The organism is Marinovum algicola (assembly GCF_900109145.1).
Classification (GTDB): Bacteria; Pseudomonadota; Alphaproteobacteria; order Rhodobacterales; family Rhodobacteraceae; genus Marinovum; species Marinovum algicola.
On sequence record NZ_FNYY01000015.1, the window covers coordinates 99,442 to 119,343 of the forward strand.

At 64.5% G+C, this 19,902-nt stretch carries 19 protein-coding genes and 2 pseudogenes; 7 read left to right on the forward strand and 14 right to left on the reverse strand.

Translation table 11 applies throughout. The features are described 5' to 3' along the window. Positions 1–12: 12 nt before the first annotated feature. The 10 genes from BMW90_RS18385 to BMW90_RS18430 form a co-directional block, all read right to left on the reverse strand. Complete coding sequence (locus tag BMW90_RS18385) at positions 13–735, reverse strand: aspartate/glutamate racemase family protein (RefSeq protein ID WP_074837874.1); 723 nt, start codon at positions 733–735, stop codon at positions 13–15. After that, on the reverse strand, positions 732–2,174 hold the full coding sequence (locus tag BMW90_RS18390) for an amidohydrolase family protein (RefSeq protein ID WP_074837876.1): 1,443 nt from the start codon (positions 2,172–2,174) through the stop codon (positions 732–734). The genes BMW90_RS18385 and BMW90_RS18390 overlap by 4 nt, the downstream gene beginning before the upstream one ends. After that, on the reverse strand, positions 2,171–3,643 hold the full coding sequence (locus BMW90_RS18395) for an amidohydrolase family protein (protein ID WP_074837879.1): 1,473 nt from the start codon (positions 3,641–3,643) through the stop codon (positions 2,171–2,173). Before BMW90_RS18395 ends, BMW90_RS18390 begins: the two co-directional genes overlap by 4 nt. Then, a complete protein-coding gene (locus tag BMW90_RS18400; RefSeq protein ID WP_074837881.1) occupies positions 3,643–4,833 on the reverse strand; it encodes an amidohydrolase family protein in 1,191 nt (396 codons plus the stop codon). The genes BMW90_RS18395 and BMW90_RS18400 overlap by 1 nt, the downstream gene beginning before the upstream one ends. Beyond that, complete coding sequence (locus BMW90_RS18405; protein WP_074837883.1) at positions 4,833–5,456, reverse strand: flavin reductase family protein; 624 nt, start codon at positions 5,454–5,456, stop codon at positions 4,833–4,835. Before BMW90_RS18405 ends, BMW90_RS18400 begins: the two co-directional genes overlap by 1 nt. Next, positions 5,456–6,532 (reverse strand): ABC transporter ATP-binding protein, encoded by a 1,077-nt coding sequence (locus tag BMW90_RS18410; protein ID WP_074837885.1) that lies wholly within the window; start codon positions 6,530–6,532, stop codon positions 5,456–5,458. The genes BMW90_RS18405 and BMW90_RS18410 overlap by 1 nt, the downstream gene beginning before the upstream one ends. After that, the gene (locus BMW90_RS18415) at positions 6,529–7,521 is read right to left on the reverse strand and encodes an ABC transporter ATP-binding protein (RefSeq protein WP_074837887.1); all 993 of its coding nucleotides are present in this window, start codon (positions 7,519–7,521) and stop codon (positions 6,529–6,531) included. The genes BMW90_RS18410 and BMW90_RS18415 overlap by 4 nt, the downstream gene beginning before the upstream one ends. An 11-nt stretch (positions 7,522–7,532) precedes the next feature. Then, complete coding sequence (locus BMW90_RS18420) at positions 7,533–8,465, reverse strand: ABC transporter permease (RefSeq protein WP_048535882.1); 933 nt, start codon at positions 8,463–8,465, stop codon at positions 7,533–7,535. 12 nt (positions 8,466–8,477) lie between these two features. After that, positions 8,478–9,446 (reverse strand): ABC transporter permease, encoded by a 969-nt coding sequence (locus BMW90_RS18425; protein ID WP_074837889.1) that lies wholly within the window; start codon positions 9,444–9,446, stop codon positions 8,478–8,480. Between the two features lie 98 nt (positions 9,447–9,544). Continuing rightward, on the reverse strand, positions 9,545–11,125 hold the full coding sequence (locus tag BMW90_RS18430; RefSeq protein WP_074837891.1) for an ABC transporter substrate-binding protein: 1,581 nt from the start codon (positions 11,123–11,125) through the stop codon (positions 9,545–9,547). A gap of 188 nt (positions 11,126–11,313) precedes the next feature. Between BMW90_RS18430 and BMW90_RS18435 the strand changes: the two genes are divergently transcribed. Beyond that, complete coding sequence (locus BMW90_RS18435; RefSeq protein ID WP_158499073.1) at positions 11,314–12,036, forward strand: GntR family transcriptional regulator; 723 nt, start codon at positions 11,314–11,316, stop codon at positions 12,034–12,036. A gap of 54 nt (positions 12,037–12,090) precedes the next feature. Here the strand turns inward: BMW90_RS18435 and BMW90_RS27040 are convergent. Further along, a pseudogene (locus tag BMW90_RS27040) lies at positions 12,091–12,201 on the reverse strand (L,D-transpeptidase family protein); the annotation flags it as partial. Positions 12,202–12,246: 45 nt separating this feature from the next. On the opposite strand from BMW90_RS27040, the gene tnpB reads away from it, so the two are divergent. Both tnpB and BMW90_RS18445 read left to right on the forward strand, forming a co-directional pair. Then, complete coding sequence (gene tnpB, locus BMW90_RS18440; RefSeq protein ID WP_067921507.1) at positions 12,247–12,594, forward strand: IS66 family insertion sequence element accessory protein TnpB; 348 nt, start codon at positions 12,247–12,249, stop codon at positions 12,592–12,594. Positions 12,595–12,656: 62 nt separating this feature from the next. After that, positions 12,657–13,277 (forward strand): annotated as a pseudogene (locus BMW90_RS18445) (IS66 family transposase zinc-finger binding domain-containing protein); the annotation flags it as partial. A 262-nt stretch (positions 13,278–13,539) separates the two neighbouring features. On the opposite strand, the gene BMW90_RS18450 reads toward BMW90_RS18445, so the two are convergent. Next, entirely contained in the window at positions 13,540–14,592 is a 1,053-nt protein-coding gene (locus BMW90_RS18450) for an IS110 family RNA-guided transposase (RefSeq protein WP_074837893.1), read from the reverse strand. On the opposite strand from BMW90_RS18450, the gene tnpC reads away from it, so the two are divergent. Next, positions 14,548–15,651, forward strand: coding sequence for an IS66 family transposase (gene tnpC / locus BMW90_RS18455; protein WP_275937328.1), 1,104 nt, complete (start codon positions 14,548–14,550; stop codon positions 15,649–15,651). The two genes, BMW90_RS18450 and tnpC, sit on opposite strands and share 45 nt — an antisense overlap. Positions 15,652–15,833: 182 nt before the next feature. On the opposite strand, the gene BMW90_RS18465 is transcribed toward tnpC, so the two are convergent. Together BMW90_RS18465 and BMW90_RS18470 are read right to left on the reverse strand one after the other, a co-directional pair. Then, positions 15,834–16,376, reverse strand: a complete 543-nt coding sequence (locus tag BMW90_RS18465) for a hypothetical protein (protein ID WP_074837895.1) — start codon at positions 16,374–16,376, stop codon at positions 15,834–15,836. A 97-nt stretch (positions 16,377–16,473) separates the two neighbouring features. Then, positions 16,474–16,920 carry a DUF411 domain-containing protein gene (locus tag BMW90_RS18470; RefSeq protein ID WP_068241719.1) on the reverse strand — a complete coding sequence of 149 codons (447 nt, stop codon included), beginning with the start codon at positions 16,918–16,920 and terminating at the stop codon, positions 16,474–16,476. Positions 16,921–17,045: 125 nt separating this feature from the next. Here BMW90_RS18470 and BMW90_RS18475 point away from each other — a divergent pair, with 125 nt between their 5' ends. From BMW90_RS18475 to BMW90_RS18485, 3 genes are all read left to right on the forward strand, one after another. Continuing rightward, entirely contained in the window at positions 17,046–17,765 is a 720-nt protein-coding gene (locus BMW90_RS18475) for a response regulator (protein WP_050672447.1), read from the forward strand. Then, a complete protein-coding gene (locus BMW90_RS18480) occupies positions 17,762–19,150 on the forward strand; it encodes an ATP-binding protein (protein ID WP_074837899.1) in 1,389 nt (462 codons plus the stop codon). The genes BMW90_RS18475 and BMW90_RS18480 overlap by 4 nt, the downstream gene beginning before the upstream one ends. A gap of 71 nt (positions 19,151–19,221) precedes the next feature. After that, positions 19,222–19,815, forward strand: a complete 594-nt coding sequence (locus tag BMW90_RS18485; protein WP_074837901.1) for a L,D-transpeptidase — start codon at positions 19,222–19,224, stop codon at positions 19,813–19,815. Positions 19,816–19,902: the final 87 nt, after the last annotated feature.

The window sequence follows — 19,902 nt, forward strand, 5'->3', positions numbered from 1 at the left end:
GGCCGCGCCCGTTCAGGGCGCGGCCACGCAGGGCACCGTGCGCTCCCGCTCCGTGCCGCCGGCATAGGCGCCCGCCGGCGAGGTTTTCAACCCGGCCGCCACCAGTGCCTCGGCCAGGGTCACTGCACAGGTCACCCCGTCGATCACCGGCAGGCCGAAGCGCCGCGCCAACCGGTCGTTCAGGTCTGCCATGCCGGCACATCCGAGCACGATGGCATCGGCCCGATCCTCCGAGATCGCCGCAGCGATCTCGGAGGCGATACGTGTCTCGGCCCGGGCCGGATGGGTCTCGAGCTCGAGCACCGGCACGTCTGTGGCCCGCACCCCGACGCAGCGCCGGGCCAGCCCGTAGCGGTCGAGGTTGTCCTCGAGCCCCGGCACCGACCGCGCCAGGGTGGTGACCACGGCAAACCGCGTGGCGATCATCGTCGCGGCGTGAAACCCCGCCTCGCCGATCCCGATCACCGGCCCGTCAAAGACACAGCGCAGCGCATCGACGCCGGTGTCGTCGAAACAGGCCACCACAACCGCATCGACATCCGGGTGCCGCCGCGCCACCTCGAGCAGCCCCTGCTGGCTGCGCGCGACATCAAGGAAACCCTGGATGCTTTCGGGGCCGATGTCGGGCTGGGTGGCAATGATCTCGGTGCCCGGCCGCGCCACCCGGCGCGCGGCGGTGGCGATCTTGGCGGTCATGGCGCGGGTGGTGTTGGGGTTGATGACAAGCAGCCTCATGTCGCGGGCCTTTCTTCGGGAGATCTTGCAGAGCGCCACAGCCGGGCGGGTTCGTCGCGCAAGCCGGTCAGCCCGGCGTCGCGGATGGCGCGGTCGGCCGCCTCGGTTGCCTCTGCCAGCACCGTCTCCGGGTCCAGCGTTTGCGACCGGCGCTCGCGCAACACGACGCGGCCGTTGACCAACACGGTCTCGACATCGGCGGCATTGGCGAAATGGGTCACCGCATGCAGCGGCATGGCCTGCGGCGTCAGATGCGGTTTGCCCATGTCGATCAGCACCACATCGGCTTTCTTGCCGACCTCCAGCGAGCCGAGATCATCCGCGCGGCCCAGCGCGCGGGCGGCATCGATGGTGGCCATCTCCAGCACCTTGCCCGGCGGCAGGACCGTCGGGTCGCGGAAGTGGCGGCGGTGATAATGCATCGCCTGCGCCATGTGGCGGAACATGTCATAGCCCCGGTCCGGTGCGGCGGCGTCGGAGCCGAGCGCCACGGTGATGCCCCGGTCGATCATCTCAGGCGCCGGGCAGCGGCCGAAGATCGACATGATGGCGCTGGGGTTATGGGCCACGGCGGTGCCGGTCTCTTGCAGTGCCTCGATGTCCTCTTCGGTCAGATCGACGCAATGCGACAGGAGGGCATGCGGCCCCAGCAGCCCCAGCGCGCGGGCATAGGCAATGGTGCCGTCGCGGTGGCCGTCCTGGGTGAGCAGCACGTCATGCCGGGCGCGCAGGTCGCAGACCGCTTCGGTCATCCGCCGCACCTCGGCTTCGGGCACCTCCCCCCGGTCGTCGCTGCCATAGACCGGCATGACGAGGCAGACGCCGGTGCCGGCATCCAGCAGATCGTCATGCGCCGCGATCAGCGCCTCGCTGACCTCGAGCTGTCGCACGAAACCGACCGCGACGGGCGCGCCGTCCGGCCCGTGATAGGGCAGCGGAAACGGCGGCCGGTTCGGACCCACCGCCAGCACCGTGCGAAGGCCCGCATCGCGGGTGGCGGCGCAATGGGCGGCGCCAAAGGCCGGGTCGTCGGTGCGATAGATATCGGCGCCACCGCCCAGCAGGGTGACACAGGTGGTCACCCCGCCCATCAGCCGCTCGAGCAGCGAGAGCCGCGCTTCGGCGGCCCAGAAGCCGGGCCCGGTCGGGCCGGTATAAAGCCGCGCGCAGGCGTCGAACCAGGTCGAGACATCGCCGGCCCCCAAGGCCCGCACCAACCCGTGACCGGCATGGGAATGACAGTCGATCAGGCCGGGAATGGCCACCCTGCCCCGCGCCTCGATCACCTCGCCCGCCCGGTCGGCCAGCGGCGCCAATTCGGCGTCGGGTCCGATGGCGGTGATCCGGTCGGCCTCGATGGCGATGGCGGCATCCTCAATCACCCTTCGGTCGGCATCGACGGTCAGCGCGGTGACATGGCGGATCAGGATATCGGTCATGCCGGCGCCTTTCGCAGCGGGTAGGAGGCGGGGAAGATCTCGTCCAGCGGCGGATGGCCGAAGGTGCGGTCGGGGTATTGCGCCTTCATCGCGTCGAACCGCTGCTGCGCGCCCGCGCGCAGGGCGTCATGGTCGACGCCGGGGATGGCGCCATCCTCCATCACCGTGCGGCCCTCGATCACCACCGTCCGCACATCGCGGCCCGAGCCGTTGAGCATCAGTGTCTGGATCGGATCGATCACCTGCCCCATGGCCGGATCATCGAGCCCGATGACGGTGATATCCGCCCGCGCGCCGGGGCGCAGCCGGCCCAGATCGTCGCGGCCCAGCGCCCTGGCGCCGCCCAGGGTCGCCGCGTCATAGAGATCGGCGGCGCTGACGGCGCCAGCGGCGCGGCGCGCCAGCCGCGCGGTGATCAGCCCGATCTGCATGTTGAGGATCATGTCGGGCGGATGGGTGTCGGTGCCCATGCCGATGGTCAGCCCGGCGTCGCGATAGGCGGCGAAATTGTCCATCGCCGTGCCGCCCCGCGCCATCACCAACGGGCAATGCGCCAGCGCCGCGCCGCTTTCGGCGATGATCTCCAGATCGGGCGCCTCATGGGTCATGCCGTTGCGCCCCGCCAGATAGGTCAGATGCGGCAGGATCGCGCGCGGCGAGAGAAAGCCGATATCGCGCAGCCATTCCGCCGGGCTGCGGCCATGCATCCGCAAAACGCTCTGATACTCGAAGGCCGACTGACAGCAATGCAGCCGCACCGGCACCTCCAGCTCGCGCACAGCCTCGGCGGTGCGCGCCAGCAGCGTCTCGGTGCAGGTCTCGATCCGGTCGGGCGCCAGCATGGTGCGGATCAGCCCGCCGCCCTGCCCCTCGAAATCGCGGCAGAAGCGCAGCGCCTCTTCCAGCCCGGACAGGCCGCGCGCCTCGTCGAAATGAAAGCCGATCTCGCCGGCGCCTTTGACGTAGGTATTGCCACTGCGATAGGCGGGGCCGAGGTAGACGCGCAGGCCCAGCTCTTCGGCTGCCGCGGCCGCGCCGGCAAATTCCTCGCGGGTCTCGCCCCATTCGCGATAGAACAGCGAGGCGATGGGCAGCGCGGTGGTGATGCCATTGGCGATCAGCCGGGTGAAGGCATAGCGTTTCTGCCAGACCAGATCCTCCGGCGAGTACATCTCGCGCGGGCCCGCCTGCATGTAGCTCTCGGGCCAGACGCGGCCCTTTTTCCAGGCCGGCTGGTTGTCGAGACCGAGGATGGTGCTGTCGAGATCCGAAAGCGCATCGAGGTCGATGAACCCCGGGCCGATCAGCGCCGCACCGCAGTCGATGCGCCGCGCCACCTCGCCGGGGAAATCATGGCCGACAAAGACGATCTCGCCGCCCTCGTAAACCACTTCGCCACGGGGCAAGAGCAGATGGCGGCCGTTTTCGTGACCGACCACCCAGTCGGCTGTCATCAGCGTGCGGTCCATCACGGCGCCTCCTGCACGGCTTTGCCATCGCGCGCGACGATGCGACCGGCCTTGAGCACCAGCCGGCGCGGCGGATGCGAGACCACCGCATGGGTCACCGTCTCGGCCTCCACCAGCACCAGATCGGCGGTGCAGCCTTCGGTGATGCCATGGCCCGCCAGCCCCATGACCCGCGCCCCGGCGCCAGAGCAGCACCAGAAGGCGTGTTCGACGTCACGGTCGGCGCGCAGGTTGTTGCGCAGGCCCAAGAGCATGGCGCGTTCCAGCATGTCGGCATTGCCATAAGGCCCCCAGGTATCGCGGATGCCGTCGGAGCCGGCGCAGAGCACCACCCCGGCGGCCCGCAGATCCTCGGCCAGCGGCACCGGGCGCGACGGCGTGGCGACGGTGGCGATATGCACCTGCGCCTCGGCCAGTTCGGCCACCAGCGCACGGGCGCGGTCGCGGTCGGGCATGCCGAGGCAGAAGGCGTGGGAAATGGTTACCCGCCCCTGCATCCCGTGGGCACGGGTGCGGTCGAGGATCATCTCCATCGAAAAGGCGCCAAGCTCGCCCGGTTCATGCAGGTGGATGTCGATCGGCTTGCCGTATTTCTCGGCCAGCGCAAAGACCGCGTCGAGCTGCCCCTTGGGATCGGCGTCGATGCCGCAGGGATCGAGCCCGCCGACCACGTCGGCCGGGCCTTGCAGCGCGCGCTCCATCAGCTCGAGCGTGCCGGGGCGCGACATCAGCCCGGATTGCGGAAAGGCGACGATCTCGATGTCGATCTGCCCGGCGAGTTCCTCACGGGTGCGGGCGACGCCCTCGATCCCCGCCAGCCCGCAATCGGTGTCGATGTCGACATGAGAGCGGATCGCCGTCGAGCCATGGCCGAGCGACAAGAGCGCCTGCCGCATCGACTGGCGGTAAGGGTCGATGTTCCACTCCTTGCGCAGCTTGCGCTCGTTGTCGATCTTGTCGCGCAGGGAGGGTCCGGCCTGATGTTCGCGCCAGCCCATGCCCCAGAGTGACTTGTCGAGATGGGTATGCGCCTCGACCAGACCGGGCAGCGCCAGCGCGCCGCCGCAATCCTCGACCGGCAGGTCTGGGGCGGCGAGGTCTTTGCCGATGCGGGCGATACGGCCCGCGCGGACCTCCATGTCGCAGGTCTCCTGCCCGAGCGGGCGCAGGTTCTTCAGCAGGATATCCATCAGCTCGCTTTCGCCGCGGCCAGCGCCGGGGTCGCCTTGAGCTCGAACTGCCGGTCCGAGACGATGTAATTGTCGGCATGCAGCCGCGCCACCGGCTGATAGACCTCGGGCCGCACATAACGTCCGGCGGCGTCGAGACAGGCGTCGCGCACATGCATCTGCACCACCTCGCCCAGCACGATGGCGCGGCGCGGGTAGTCGATGATCTGGCTCACCCGGCATTCCATCGCCGCCGGCGCCTCCTCCACCCGCGCCGGCGCGATCTTGAGCGAGGGCGCATGACTGAGGCCGGTGAGTTCCACCTCGTCGACGTCATCGGGAAAGCCGATGCCGCAATCCACCATCTGCTGCGCGATCGCCATGTCGCAGAGGTTGACGGTGAACTCTTGCGACCGGCGGATGTTGCGCAAGGTCTCCTTTTCGCTGCCGCAGGGCTTGGCCTGGATGCCGAGGATGACAATCGGCGGATCCTGCGAGAAGACGTTGAAAAAGCTCATCGGCGCGGCGTTGGGCCGCCCCTCCGCATCGCAGGTCGTCACCAGCGCGATCGGGCGCGGGGCGACGAAGCTGCACAGCAGGCGGTAACGGTCCTGTGGCGGCAGGGCCTCGAAATCGAATTCCATCAGGCGGCCCCCCGCGCCAATTGCATGCGCGCGCCCTCGCCAGTTTCGCACGCCACCGTTTCCGGCGTGTCGCGCCCCTCCTCGACCGCGTGGCAGGCAACGATGCTGCCCCCGGCCCGCTTGCGGGCCTCGGGAGCCTGCGCCCGGCAGCGGTCATTGGCCAGCGGGCAGCGCGGGTTGAAGGAACACCCGGGCGGCGGGGTGATCGGGTTCGGCACCTCGCCGATCACCGGCGCGCGGTTGCGCCGGCCCATGGTGATGTCGGGCACCGTGTCCATCAGCAGCCGAGTGTAGGGATGTTCCGGCGCCGAAAAGATGCGTTCGGCCGGGCCGGCCTCGACCAGCCGGCCCAGGTACATGACGCCGACATAGTCGGACATGAAGTCCACCACCGCCAGGTCATGGCTGATGAACAGATAGGTCAGCCCCAGCTCGTCCTGCAAATCGCGCATCAGGTTGAGAACCTGGCTCTGCACCGAGACGTCGAGCGCCGAAGTCGGCTCATCGCAGACCAGGAACTCGGGTTTGGACGAGATCGCCCGGGCAATCGAGATCCGCTGGCGTTGACCGCCGGAGAATTCATGCGGGAACTTCTCGCCATCGCGGGCCGAAAGGCCGACCAGCTCCAGCAGGCGGCCCACTTCGGCCCGTTCCTCGGCCTTCGAGGAGGTGATGCCGAAACTGCGCAGCGGCTCGGCGATGATGTCGCGCACCCGCCAGCGCGGATTGAGGCTGGCATAGGGGTCCTGAAAGATCATCTGGATGCGCTTGCGGAAAGCGCCACGGTCGGCGGCGGCCAGCTTGGTCAGATCGGTGCCGTCAAAGGTGATTTTGCCCGCGCTTGCCCCGTGCAGCCCGACCACCAGCTTGGCGACGGTGGATTTGCCGCAGCCGGATTCGCCCACCAAGGCAAAGGTCTTGCCGCGTGGAATGTCGATGTTGAGCCCGTCGACGGCGCGCAGGCTGCGCCGGCCCTTGCGCTCGATCAAGCGGTTCAGCAGCGGCGGCGAGAGGTCGAAGGTCTTGGACAGGCCGTCGAGCGCGACCAGCGGCTTTTGTTCGGTTGCGGTGCTCATGCCGGCTCCTCCTGGTAGAGATGACAGGCGACATGGCCGCCCTCGACCGGCAGCGCCGCCGGTCTGGTCTGTTGGCAGGTGTCAAAGGCGCGCGGGCAGCGCGGGTGAAAGGCGCAGCCCGAGGGCAGATCGGTCAGCCGCGGCATGGCGCCGTCGATCTGGGTCAGTCGCTGGACGCCCGAGCCGACGCGCGGGATCGATTGCATCAGACCCTTGGTATAGGGGTGGCGCGGGTCGCGGACGACGCGGTCGACCGATCCGATCTCGACCACCCGGCCGGAATACATCACCGCCACGCGGTCAGCGGTCTCGGCGATCACCCCCATGTCGTGCGTGACGAGGATCACCGCCGCGCCGCGTTCGCGGCACATCTTCTTCAGCAGGTCTAGGATCTGCGCCTGGATCGAGACGTCGAGCGCGGTGGTCGGCTCGTCCGCGATCACCAGCGACGGCTCGGCACAGAGCGCCAGCGCGATCACCACCCGTTGCCGCATCCCGCCCGAGAACTGGTGCGGATACTGGTCGATCCGCGCCTCAGGGGCGGGAATGCCGACCTCGGCCAGGCATTCGATGGCGCGGGCGCGCGCCGCGTCCTTGCTCTTGGGCAGATGGGTGCGGATGGTCTGCACCAGTTGCTGACCGACGGTCATCAGCGGGTTGAGGCTGGTCAGCGGGTCCTGAAAGATCGCGCCGATCCGGCGGCCGCGCAGCCGCCGCATCTCATCCGGCGACAGGGTGTCGATGCGCTTGCCCTCGAAGAGGATCTCGCCCCGGTCGATGCGGCCGGGCCGCTCCAGCAGCCCGGTGATGGCGGTGCCGGTCAGCGATTTGCCGGCGCCGCTTTCGCCCACCATGCCGAGGATTTCGCCCGGCGCCAGATCGAAGGTGATGCCGTCGACCGCGCGCAGCGGCCCGTGGCGGGTGTCAAAGCAGATCGACAGGTCGCGCACGCTGAGCAGCGGGGCATTGGGGAAGGTCGTTGTACTCATCGTCATTCCTTTCAGCGCAGCTTGGGGTTCAGCGCGTCGCGCAGCCAGTCACCCAGCAGGTTGACCGCCAACACCAGCGCCACCAACGTCAGCGAGGGGAAGATCACCACCCACCAGACACCCGAGAAGAGATATTCGTTGCCGACGCGGATCAGCGTGCCGAGCGAGGGGTTGGTGGGCGGCATGCCGACCCCGAGGAAAGAGAGCGTCGCCTCGATCAGGATCGCCATGGCCAGGTTGATGGTCGCAATCACCAGCACCGGGCCCATGACGTTGGGCAGGATGTGGCTGAACAGGATGGCAAAGGGTTTCCGGCCGACAAGCTGCGCCGCATAGACGTATTCGCGCGAGCGTTCGACCATGGTCGATGAACGCACGGTCCGGGCATATTGCACCCAGGTCGTCACGGTGATGGCAAAGACCAGGACGATCAGAGCCGCGCTGTCGTGCATTTCGCGTGGCAGCGCGCCGCGGACGATCCCGCTGACCAGCAGCGCCACGAGGATGGTGGGAAAGCTCAGCATGACGTCGGCGATCCGCATGAAGAAGGCGTCGATGGCGCCGCCGAAATAGCCCGAGACCAGGCCGATCACGATGCCGATCACCATGGCGAAGGCGACCGAGACAAAGCCCACCGCCAGCGAGATCCGCGAGCCGTAGAGGATGGCCGAGAACACGTCGCGGCCCTGGTTGTCGGTGCCCAGCAGGAAGCGGGGATCGCCGCCCTCGGCCCAGACCGGGGGCAATTCGCTGTCCCACAGGCTCAGCGTCGAGACGTCGAAGGGATCATGCGGCGCGATCCAGGGCGCCAGAACGGCGGCCAGCACGATCACCAGCGTCACGACAAAGGCGCCGACGGTGATCCACGAGGTCCGGAACTTGTAGAACAAATCGCTTTCGATGATCGCGGCGAGGCGGGATTGGGGGAATGCTTCAAGAGACATCATGAACCTCCTTCACGCCCGCACCGAGAGGCGCGGATCGATGGCGAAGTAGAGAAGATCGACGATCATGTTGATCGCCACGAAGACCAGCGCCACCAGCACCAGGTAAGCGGACATCACCGGGATGTCGGCAAAGCTCACCGCCTGGATGAACAGCAGGCCCATGCCCGGCCACTGGAACACCGTCTCGGTGATGATGGCGAAGGCGATCATCGAGCCCAGTTGCAGCCCGACGATGGTGATCACCGGCATCAGGGTATTGCCGAGCGCATGGCCGAAGTGCACGGCGCGGTTCGACAGGCCACGGGCGCGGGCGAAGCGCACGAAATCCGATCGCAGCACCTCCATCATCTCGGCCCGCACCAGCCGCATGATCAGCGTCACCTGGAACAGCCCCAGCATCACCGCCGGCAGGATCAGCGACTTGAGCCCGCTCACGGTCAGGAACCCGGTGGACCACCAGCCGATGTCAACAGTCTGGCCGCGTCCGAAGCTGGGCAGCCAGTTCAACCAGACCGAAAAGATCAGGATCAGCAGGATGCCGGTCACGAAAGTCGGCACCGATATGCCGATCAGCGAGGCGACGTTGAGTGTATTTGCCAGGAAACCCTTGGGATGCAGCGCCGCATAGATGCCCATCGGCACCCCCAGCAGCAGGGCAAAGACCGCCGCCGCCAGCACCAGTTCGAGCGTGGCCGGCAGGCGTTCGGCGATCATCTCCGAAACCGCGCGCTTGTTGCGGTAGGAAACGCCGAATTCCCCCTGCACCGCGCCGGTGACGAACTTGGCGAATTGCGTGGTCACGGGCTGATCGAGGCCGAGCTGTTCACGCAGCACCTGGCGATCCTCGACAGAAGCATTTTCGGGCAGCATGGAGTTCACCGGGTCGCCGATGAAACGGAACATGGAAAAGGCGATAAGGGCGACGGCGAGCATGACCAGCACGGATTGCATCAGCCGTCTGAGAACGTAGGCGATCATCGTGGAACCTCCACTTTGCGATCAGGGTGTCACGGGGGACTGTCAGAAATCGTCGCAGGCCCACGCGCAGGATGCACGCGGGCCCGCTCCGGGGAGGATCAGTCGATGGTGGCGTACCAGAGCCGCGGCTTGTTGTCGGCGGCGGCGGGGATGTTCACCCCGTCCCGCACCGCCCAGGCCAGCGGCTGCTGGTGCAGCGGGATGATGGCCACGTCGTCGCGGGCAATCTTCAGCGCCTCGGTCATCATCGCCGTGCGCTTGTCGGTATCCAGCTCCACCGCGACCTTGGCAGTCAGCGCGTCCAGTTCGGCGTTGGAATAGCGACCGGGGTTCCAGGCCCCCATCCGCTCGCCCGGGGTATGCAGCAGCGCCGAGAGCACCGAATAGGTGTCGAGCATCGGCAGGGTCGCCCAGCCCACCATGTAGACATCGGAGCCGCCGCCCAGCACCTTCTCGAAGTGTTTCGACGGGGTCTGCGACGACAGGTTGGCCTTGACCCCGATCCGCGACCACATCGAGGTGATGGCCTGACAGATCTCCTCGTCGTTCACGTAGCGGCTGTTGGGACAATCGAGCCCGACCTCGAAGCCGTCGCCATAGCCGGCCTCGGCCAGCAGCGCCTTGGCCTTTTCGGCATCGGCCGGCGGCAGCACGTCGAGCGCCGCGTCATAACCCGGCACCGGCGGCGCCACCAGCAGCGCCGAATTGCGCGACATGTCCCGCATGATCTTCTTGCGGATCAGCTCCATGTCGATGGCGCGCCAGAGCGCTTCGCGCACCCGGCGATCCTGCAACGGGTTGGCATCGGTGAGGTTGGAGTTGTGCAGCTTCTCGGTCTGGTTCATGCCCAGCATGATGGTGCGCAGCGCCGGCGCGATGATCGCCTTGGCTCCGTCAGAGCGGTTGATCCGGTCGATGTCTTGCAGCGGCGCCGGCATGATGAAATCCAGCTCGCCCGAGAGCAGCGCGGCAATCCGCGTGGCATCCGAGCCGATCGGGCTGAACTCGATCCGGGTCAGGTTGTGTTGCGGCTCGTCCCACCAGTCTTCGTTGACGGTCAGCACGGTGCTGGCGTCGGGCTGGCGGCTTTCGAGAATGAAGGGCCCGGTGCCGTTGGAATTGGCCACCGCATAGTTTTCGCGGCCGCCGCGCATGTCGGCGGGCAGCAGGGCGTCATTCTCCTCCATCCATTCGCGGTCGAGGATGTGGATGTTGGTCAGATAATTGAGCACGATCGGATCCGGCCCGGTGAGGATCAGGTCGACGGTCAGGTCATCGACCTTTTCGACCGAGGCCATCGAGGGGATGTTGCTCTTGACCGGCGAACTTTCATGCGCGGCGCGCTCCAGCGAGGCGACGACGTCATCGGCGGTGAAGGGATTGCCGTTGTGAAAGGTCACACCCTCGCGCAGCGAAAAGCGCAGGCGGGTCGGTTCGACGAATTCCCAGGACGTGGCCAGCGCCGGCTCGACCTCGAGGTCCTGATTGTAGCGCACCAGGCCTTCGTAGACGTGGTTGAGAAAACCGATGGTGTTGCTCTCGGTCATCGAATGCGGGTCCATCGCCGCGATGTCGGAGGAATCGGCCATGCGCAGGGTGTTCGCGCCAGCGGCTCCGGCCAGAAGCGTAGTCAGCGCGCCAATGGCGATCCCGGTTTTCAGGCGAGTGGTGAGGGTCATTCAAAGTCTCCTTGTTGATGTGTCGGGTCCGATTCTGACGTCGGGTTAGCTAGATCGTATACAATCTTCGTATGCGATCAAGCTTTTTTCTACCGTTCAAAAATTGTATACATTTTGCCGGCGATCCGTGCTAAACGCTTTGAAGGCATGTCGCGCGGTTGAAAAAACTGGCTGTGGAAGGGATTATGATGAGCAAGGGATTGACCAAGGCCCCCAATGGCACCGCGGCCAAGACCCGCGAATCAATGGACCCGAACCAGATCTACACCCGAATCTTCGACGCCATCGTTGACCACAAGCTGCTTCCCGGCACCCATCTGAAAGAGGACGAGCTCTGCGATCTGTTCGGAGTCGGGCGCACAAGGATTCGCACCGCGCTGTCACGGCTGTCGGGGGATCACGTGATCGAATTGGTCGCCAATCGCGGCGCCTTTGTCGCGCGCCCCTCGGTCGAGGAAGCGCGCGAGGTGTTTCGGGCCAGAAGGGTGATCGAGGGTCATCTGATCCGCCGCGCCGCCGACATGCGCGACGACGCGATGCACAGTGCGCTGAACGATCATCTGCACACCGAGGACGCCGCCCGCGCCGCCGGCGACGCCGCGCGGGTGATCCGCCGCTGCGGGCGCTATCACCAGGTTCTGGCCGATCAGGCCGACAGCCCGATCATGGCCCGCTTCGTGCGCGAGCTGATTGCCCGGTCATCGCTGATCATCGCGATCTACGAAACCGGCCATCACGGCGATTGCGAGATGGACGAACACCGGCAATTGTCGGAACTGGTATTGCAAGGCAAGGGCGAGGCGGCGGCCGATTTGCTCGACCGGCACCTGACCGGCATCGAGGACCGGCTCGACCTCAAGCCACAGGGCGACCCGGCCAGCGACCTGCGCGCCAGCCTCGGGTTCGGCTGAGCCGCGGCGGGCCCCTGCCCTGCCCGGCTGACCGCCGGACGCGAGCGTCAGGCCTCATGCAAAGGGATACAGCACCACGCGGGTGTCCATCGGAACCTGGTCGTACAGCTCGATGATCTGCGAATTCACCAAACGGGCGCAGCCGTTTGACACTCGGCGGCCGATTTAAGGGCAACGCGACACCCGGCTGATCCGGGCGGTGGAGGCGGCATGATCGGGCCCGGAACAGGGGTGCGGGTCTATCTGGCCTGCGGCGTCACTGACATGAGGAAGGGCATCGCCGGCCTTTCCGCCATCGCACAGGATGTCCTGCATCAGAAGCCTGCAAGCGGCGCGGTCTTCGCGTTCCGAGGGCGCCGGGGCGATCGCCTGAAGCTGCTCTACTGGGATGGCCAAGGTTTCTGCCTCTACTACAAGGTGCTTGAGCGCGGCCGCTTTCCTTGGCCTGGTGCCGAGGGTGGCGCTGCCCGGCTCACCTCCGCGCAGCTGGCGATGCTCTGGGAAGGCATCGATTGGCGGCGTCCGGATTGGGGCGCGCCGCCGGCCCGCGTCGGGTAGTTTGTCCTGCTCAAGGCCCTTGTTTCATTGGTCATTCCGAATGCCGAATGGTATCTGTCGGCATGTCCGAAGGCGTCGACATTTTCTCCGATGACCCCGCCGTTCTGAAAGCGATGATTGCCGCGCTTCAGGCGGAGAATGCGCGCATGTCGGCCACACTCCAAGCCCATGAACAGCTGGTTCAAGCCCTGCGCCTACGGATCGCCAGGCTTCAGAAACAGGCCTTCGGCAAGTCCTCGGAGAAGATCGAACGGGAGATCGCCCAACTCGAACTGGCGCTGGAAGACCTGCAGGTCGCGGCCGCCGAGCAGCGCAATGAGCCGGTCGACGAAGATGACGGGGAGCCTCTGGCCGCTGATCCCGGGACCGCCGAACTGCGCCCCCGTCGCAGGCCACGGGTGTCCCCCGCCACACTTCGCGAACGTCGCGAGCTCGACCCCGGCGCCTGCTGTCCCGATTGCGGCGGCGACCTCCGCGTGGTCGGCGAGGATGTGAGCGAGTTGCTCGATATGGTCGCGGCGCAGATGAAGGTGATCCAGATCGCGCGGCTGAAGAAATCCTGCCGCCGGTGCGAGAAGATGGTGCAGCCTGCCGCCCCGAGCCGTCCGATCCCCGGCAGCATGGCCGGGCCCGGTCTGCTGGCGCATGTTCTGGTCTCCAAGTTCGATGACCACCTGCCGCTTCTGTGATCGGGCGGGTTTGGTCAAGCGTCCATCGAGCAGGTCCATACTTCTGTCCGTGGTCGGCACGCCGCCACAAGATGCGAACTGTGGAGGTCGGGATGCTCCTAAGCTTTACCTCGTGCTCATGGCTCCATGGGTAGATCCGAGCTGATCCCGTCCATCGTCCCTGCCCGGGACGTCGCACCGCCACCCGTAGGTGCCGGATCTCAGTTAGTTATTGAGTGTCGTCAGGGCGGCCCGTGGAGAATGACCTGTTCGTAGGTCATGCGACTGCGACATCCGCGGCGCAGGCCGGCGGATGAGCTTTCGCCCAATAGGCCGTCCCAGATTTCCACATGGCCAGAAGGATCGTGGCGAGCTTCCGGCTCACGGCCACAATGGCCTTCTTCATGCAGGTTCTCTTCGCGATCCGAAGACCCCAGGACTTGAGGGGCGACATGATTCGGACGCGGCCGAGAATGGTGGCGGCAGCCTCGAACAACATCGTGCGCACGCGTGCATCGCCCGCCTTGGTGATGCGTCCGACAATATCGGTCTTGCCGGACTGCCATCGTCGGGGCGTCAGCCCGAGCCAGGCGCCGACGTCGCGGGACCGGGGAAACCGATCCGGATCATCGACCGCGCTGCGGAAGCTCAGCGCCACAACGACACCGACGCCGGGCATCGTCATCAAAATCCGTGTCACCGGATCGGACTTTGCGAGCGCAGTGAGTTGGCCCTCGATCTTAGCCAATTCAATGAGCAGCAGTGCCCGGACGCGCAACATCGCCTCCACGATGCCCTCGAGAACCTCGTGGCCGTCAGCGAGTTCACGGGCACGTGCCTCCCAGGTTCTTCGTGTCGCAGCGTCCATCTTCAGCCCGAAGTTCCTGAGTGCAGCCCGCATGGAATTCTCGGTGGCCGTCACCTTCTCCACCAGGAACGTGCGCGCGGTGAGCAAGGCGCGGGTCTCCTGGGCGTCGAGCGACTTGACGTGCACGCGCTTGAACCAGCCCAGGCGGACCAACTGGGCAATGCCGCGCGCGTCGTGACGATCCGTCTTCACACGCATGGCGGCAAAGGCGGCCCGGACATGGCGCGCCTCCATCACAGACACCGAGAAGCCCTCCTTCATGAGGCCTTCGAAGAGCCATTGCGAAAGATTTCCAGCCTCCAGCCCCACATGTTCGATGCGGCGACCTTGATGGCGGATAGCCTTTGCGATCGCGTCCGGCTCGCTCGCCGCACGCGTTTCCTTGATGATGCGGCCACCTTCGTCGATAACGCAGATGTGCGTCTCGTCGAGGGACACATCGAGGCCAACAAAAAATTCCATGGTCTGAACTCCTTGATCGGTTGCAACGAAGGACATGGTCCCAACGTTGCGGTCTGGCGCAAAGCCCGATCAGCGCATCTCTATCGCCTGAACGAGATCTACGCCCGCATGGGTGCGGACGTGCCAGACAGCACGCTACTGGACTGGTGTGGCCGGGCCATGAAGGTGCTCGCGCCGATCATCGACCGGATCGAGGCCGAGGTCATGGCCGCGCCGATCCTGCACGCCGACGACACGCCGATCCGCGTCCTGGACCGGTCCCGCCGCGACCGTGGCTTGGGCAAGGGGGTCAAGCAGGGACGGATCTGGGCCTATGTCTCGGACCAGAGACCCTGGGCCGGCACGGCCCCGCCCGGCGTGGTCTACCGCTTCTCACCGGACCGTAAAGGCGAGCACCCCCGGCAGCACCTCCAAGGCAGTGGCGGCATCCTTCAAGCGGATGCCTATGCGGGCTTCGGCCAGCTCTACGAGCGACGCGCGGACGGCAGCAGGCAGTTCCGCGAGGCCGCCTGTTGGGCACACCTGCGGCGCGACTTCCACGACGTCTGGGAGACCACGAAGTCCGAGATCGCGCGGGAGGCACTCGACCGGATCGGGAAGCTTTACGACGTCGAGCGAGTGATCGCTGGCCAGTCCGCCGAAATGCGCAAGGCCGCGCGGCAGCGGCATTCCAAACCCATGGTCGACACCTTTAAGGCGTGGGCCGAAGCCCAGCTGCTTCGTATTCCCGGCAAGGGCAACCTCGCCAAGGCGTTCCGCTACGGGCTGTCCCGCTGGCCGTCCTTCGAGCTGTTCCTCGAGGATGGACGCATCGGCATCGACAACAACCCCGCCGAGCGCGCCATGCGCCCAATCGGCATCGGAAGGAAGAACTGGCTCTTTGCCGGCTCGGACAGCGGCGGAGAAACCCTTGCCCGCGCCATGACACTCATCGAGACCGCGAAGATGAATGGGCTGGACCCGCAGGCTTGGCTCGCCGATCTGCTCGAGCGCATCCACGATCACAAGATCAATCGGCTCGGCGAACTGCTCCCGTGGAACTGGGCGCCCGACGCCTAAACCGCGGTATCAATCGGGCGGTTACGATGAACCGGTGGATTTTTGACTTTGATTGTCAGACATGTAGCTCTCCAGAATATGCTCGTGTTCTTCTGCGACATTCCAGTGAGGCAAGGTCAAGGATACATTCGGATACAATTTGATCAGATGACAGCCTGCGGGTCGTTGACCAAGTTGGCCCGTCAGGTTGCCAGATCCAACGCAAAGGACAGGAATGTGACGAGGGGGATCGGGGTCAGGCTGAACAGCAAGGCCATGCTCATTGTCCTGAACATGGTAGGCTTCGATGCCTCGCCAGAAGGTTCTGTCAGAACCACCAGAAGCGCGATGAAGGTGCCGGGCGCCAGGGCATAGAGATATACGCCCGAGATGTTCCCAAACATGAACGACCGCTCGAGCGTTGGTCCGACCACGCTCAAAGCTGTTGCACGGCTGCCGTTGAACGAGCCGAACAGATCGGCCGACATCACATAGACGGCAATGTGAACCCCAATGAATGCGACACTCCGCAGCGGGCCATCTAAAACCAGGTAAACAATCGGCCGATGCTGGTACTGCTTCAGCGCGACCGATGCGGAAACGAACCCCAAGTAATTCACGAGGAAAACGACCACAAACCCATTGGTAAAGACCTGCCGGAGGAAGCGCGAGAGCGCGGTCCCATTCGTCAGCAGCAGCGTCGCAAAACCAGGCGTTGCGAGGATGTAGACAAGCAGGAACGGCAATATGCTTGCCAAGCTCAGAACGGATACGTTCCAACAAAATCTGCCGAATGGTAAGGTCGGCGAAAAACTTTGTCGGAACGTATCGCGGGCAAACACGTCAGCCGTGGGTTGCGAAGACTTGCGTCGACCCGTCCATCAGTACAAGCAGCACGTCATAGGGATCACCCTGGGTGCCCATGCCGGGCGACCCCATCGGCATTCCCGGTGCTGTCAGTCCGCGCGCGACAGGTTTTTCGCTCAGCAACCGCCCGATGTCAGCCGCAGGCACGTGACCCTCGACGAAATATCCGCCCATGGACGTAGTGTGACATCCTGCCAGTTCCGGCGCGATGCCGTGTTTCTGCTTCAGCACCTGAAGCGTGTCGTAATCGACGTCTTCGACCGATGCCTTGAACCCGGCAGAGATCATCTCATCAACCCAGGCGCCACAGCAGCCGCAGGTCGGTGTCTTTGTCACCTGCAACGTGGGTGCGGCGGTTTGCGACAAAGCAGGCCCGGCCAAGGCCAGGCTGAGTCCCGTAAGGACGAATTCGCGTCTGTTCATTTCAAACTCCTTGATGTTCTTCCTTAAATAGTTGCTCGGTATCCCGAAGTCGACTGCCCGCGCTGTTACATTTGGCTACAAACACGGGATGGGCGTCCCTTGGTGAAAATGACTATGTTGGCGGCATGAGCGATCTGCCACGCATCCTTGTCGTCGATGACCATTCAGAGATTCGGAAATCCGTCACCAGTTATCTGGAACGCAACGGCATGCGTGCTTCAGCGGCGGAAAATGCAGTTGAGATGGACGCAAGGCTGGCGGAAGCGCATTTCGATCTGATTGTCCTCGATGTGATGATGCCGGGGGAAGACGGGCTGTCCGCGTGCAGGCGATTGCGCAAGGAAGGGCATATTCCGATCCTGATGCTGACCGCATTGGGTGACGACGAAGACCGCATCGCGGGTCTGGATGGCGGGGCAGACGATTATCTCGCCAAGCCGTTTAATCCCAAGGAACTGGTGGCGCGGATCAACGCGATATTGCGTCGGACGCAGCTGATCCCAAAACCGAATGGTTTTGCGGGGAAAACGTTGAAGTTTGCACACCTAAAGCTGGATTTCGATGGCCGCACACTGATTGACCAAGGCGGTTCGCGTACGCAACTTACATCCGGTGAACTCAAACTCCTGACCCTGTTCCTGCAAAGGCCAAGGACGGTCATTGGCCGCGACGAGCTGCTCAAATTGAGCACCGGCCGGGTCGCCGGTCCATTGGACCGAACCATCGACAATCAGGTGAGCCGGTTGCGCCGGAAGATGGAAGAGGACGTTTTGCGCCCGAAGATCATCGCGACTGTCCGGCATGGGGGGTATAGTCTTTCCTGCGATGTCGAGATTTGCGAATGAAGCTGCTTCCGCGGACGTTGCGTGCACAGATTGCCCTTCTGGTCCTCGGTGTCTTGATCCTCGCGCAAGCTCTGAGTCTTTGGTTTTTCGTTGATGAACGCTCGTTAGCCATTCAGGCCGCCATCGGTGCCGAAGCCGCCGGAAGGGCCGCAAATGTCGCACAGTTGATTGAAGGCGCACCCCCGGAATTGCATGCCCAGATCGTCCGCGCGGCAACGTCTCCGCTCGTACGGTTCGACCTTACAGACGAGCCGTCGGTTGCACACGGACAACACGATGACGGTGGAGCGGTCGAAGCGCGGATACGGGCACTGCTTCAGGAAAGCTACAGCCGGGATATCCGGGTTGAGGTTCATGAAATCGAGGGAGGTCTGCTGCCCCTTCCGAACCTGTCACCGGAAATGGCGCAAATGCACGCCGAAATGATGCAGGGCAGCCTTGCGGCCATCGAGATGGAGTTGTCCATTGCGCTGTCCGGTGGGAATTGGCTCAACATCGAGACGCGGTTCGAACGGCCGCCTCTGCAACGGTCGCAGGCATCCAACATATCCTTCGCGCTGACTGCAGGCCTGCTGCTGGTGGCAAGTTTCTGGTTTCTTCTTTCAAGATTGACCGGACCGCTCAACAATCTCGCGACTGCGTCGGAACGTCTCGGTCGAGGTGCTGCAGAGGGCGATTTGCCGGTTGTGGGGCCTAAGGAAGTTCAGGACCTGACCCGTGCATTCAACATCATGCAAGACCGGCTAACGCGATTTGTCAGTGACCGAACCCAGATGCTTGCGGCACTTGCGCATGATTTGCGCTCGCCGCTGACTGCTCTCAGGGTGCGGGCCGAGATGGTGGACGAGGAAGACACGCGCGCGTCCCTGGTGGCGTCAAGCGAAGAGATGCAGCGGATGATCGATGCAACACTCGATTTCGCCAAGGGTGTCGGCCAGCATGAAGAGGTCCAATCGGTTGATTTGCACGATCTGATCACCGGTATGGGGTCTGACAAGGTTCAGGCGGGCAGCCAGGGACCGCTGATCGTATCCGTGAAACCAAGTGCGATGGGACGGGCCTTGAGAAACCTCATTGAAAACGCGATCCGCTACGGGAACGAGGCCAGGGTGTCCTGGGAACGTGCCGGCGGTGAGGTGGTAATCGCTATCGACGATCGGGGCCCCGGCATTCCCGACGATCAGCTGGAGGCTGTCTTCGGGCCCTATGTCAGGCTTGAGGAGTCGCGATCCCTTGACACTGGCGGGCATGGTCTGGGGCTGTCAATTGCGCGCAGTATCATCCTTGAGCACGGCGGCTCCATTCGACTGAAAAACCGTACTGATGGGGGCCTGCGGGCTGAGGTCACGCTGCCGGTAAGGCCGGGTGCCGACCCACCCGGGTAAGAGCCAGTTTCGCGACCTATGGCGCAGGCTGTCCGACACCTGAAACCACAATAGTTTCGTGAGGCAAGCATATGAAACGAAGATTTTTCCTGACTTCTGTTGCGGCTCTTTCTGTGAGCGGAAATACAGCATTCGTGCATAGTGACGCAGAGCACGACCGGCGCGTCGGGCCATCTGTGGTGCCCCCAGAGCAGTTGCCCCGCGAGGTTCCGTTCACCAAGGCAGACAAGCCGGGAGAAATACATGTCGATCCGAACCAGTTCGCTTTATTTTGGACTTTACCGAACAATCGGGCAATCAGGTATACCGTCGGAATTGGTCAGGAGGGGCTCTATGAATCCGGCGAGTTCTATGTCGCGCGCAAGCAAAAGGGGCCGCGGTGGACGCCCACACCCGCCATGATTGCCAGAGATCCTGACCGATATCTTCGTTTTGCGGGCGGTGTGCCCGGCGGGCTAAATAATCCACTTGGTGCTCGCGCCTTATATCTCTATCAGCCGGGGCGCGGAGACACCTACCTGAGGATTCACGGCACAACGGATCCGACGACGATTGGTCGACGTGTCTCGAACGGCTGTGCAAGGCTTACCAATAATCAGATCATCGAACTCTATGAGAAGGTCCCGCTCGACACGCGTGTTGTCCTGAAACCCATCGAGGTTTGAGGCAGCAGCGCGAAGACGTGTCCGTTGGCCGGGATACATATCGTTACATAAAACCAGGCCCCGGACTGTTCATGAAATGCCACCAGG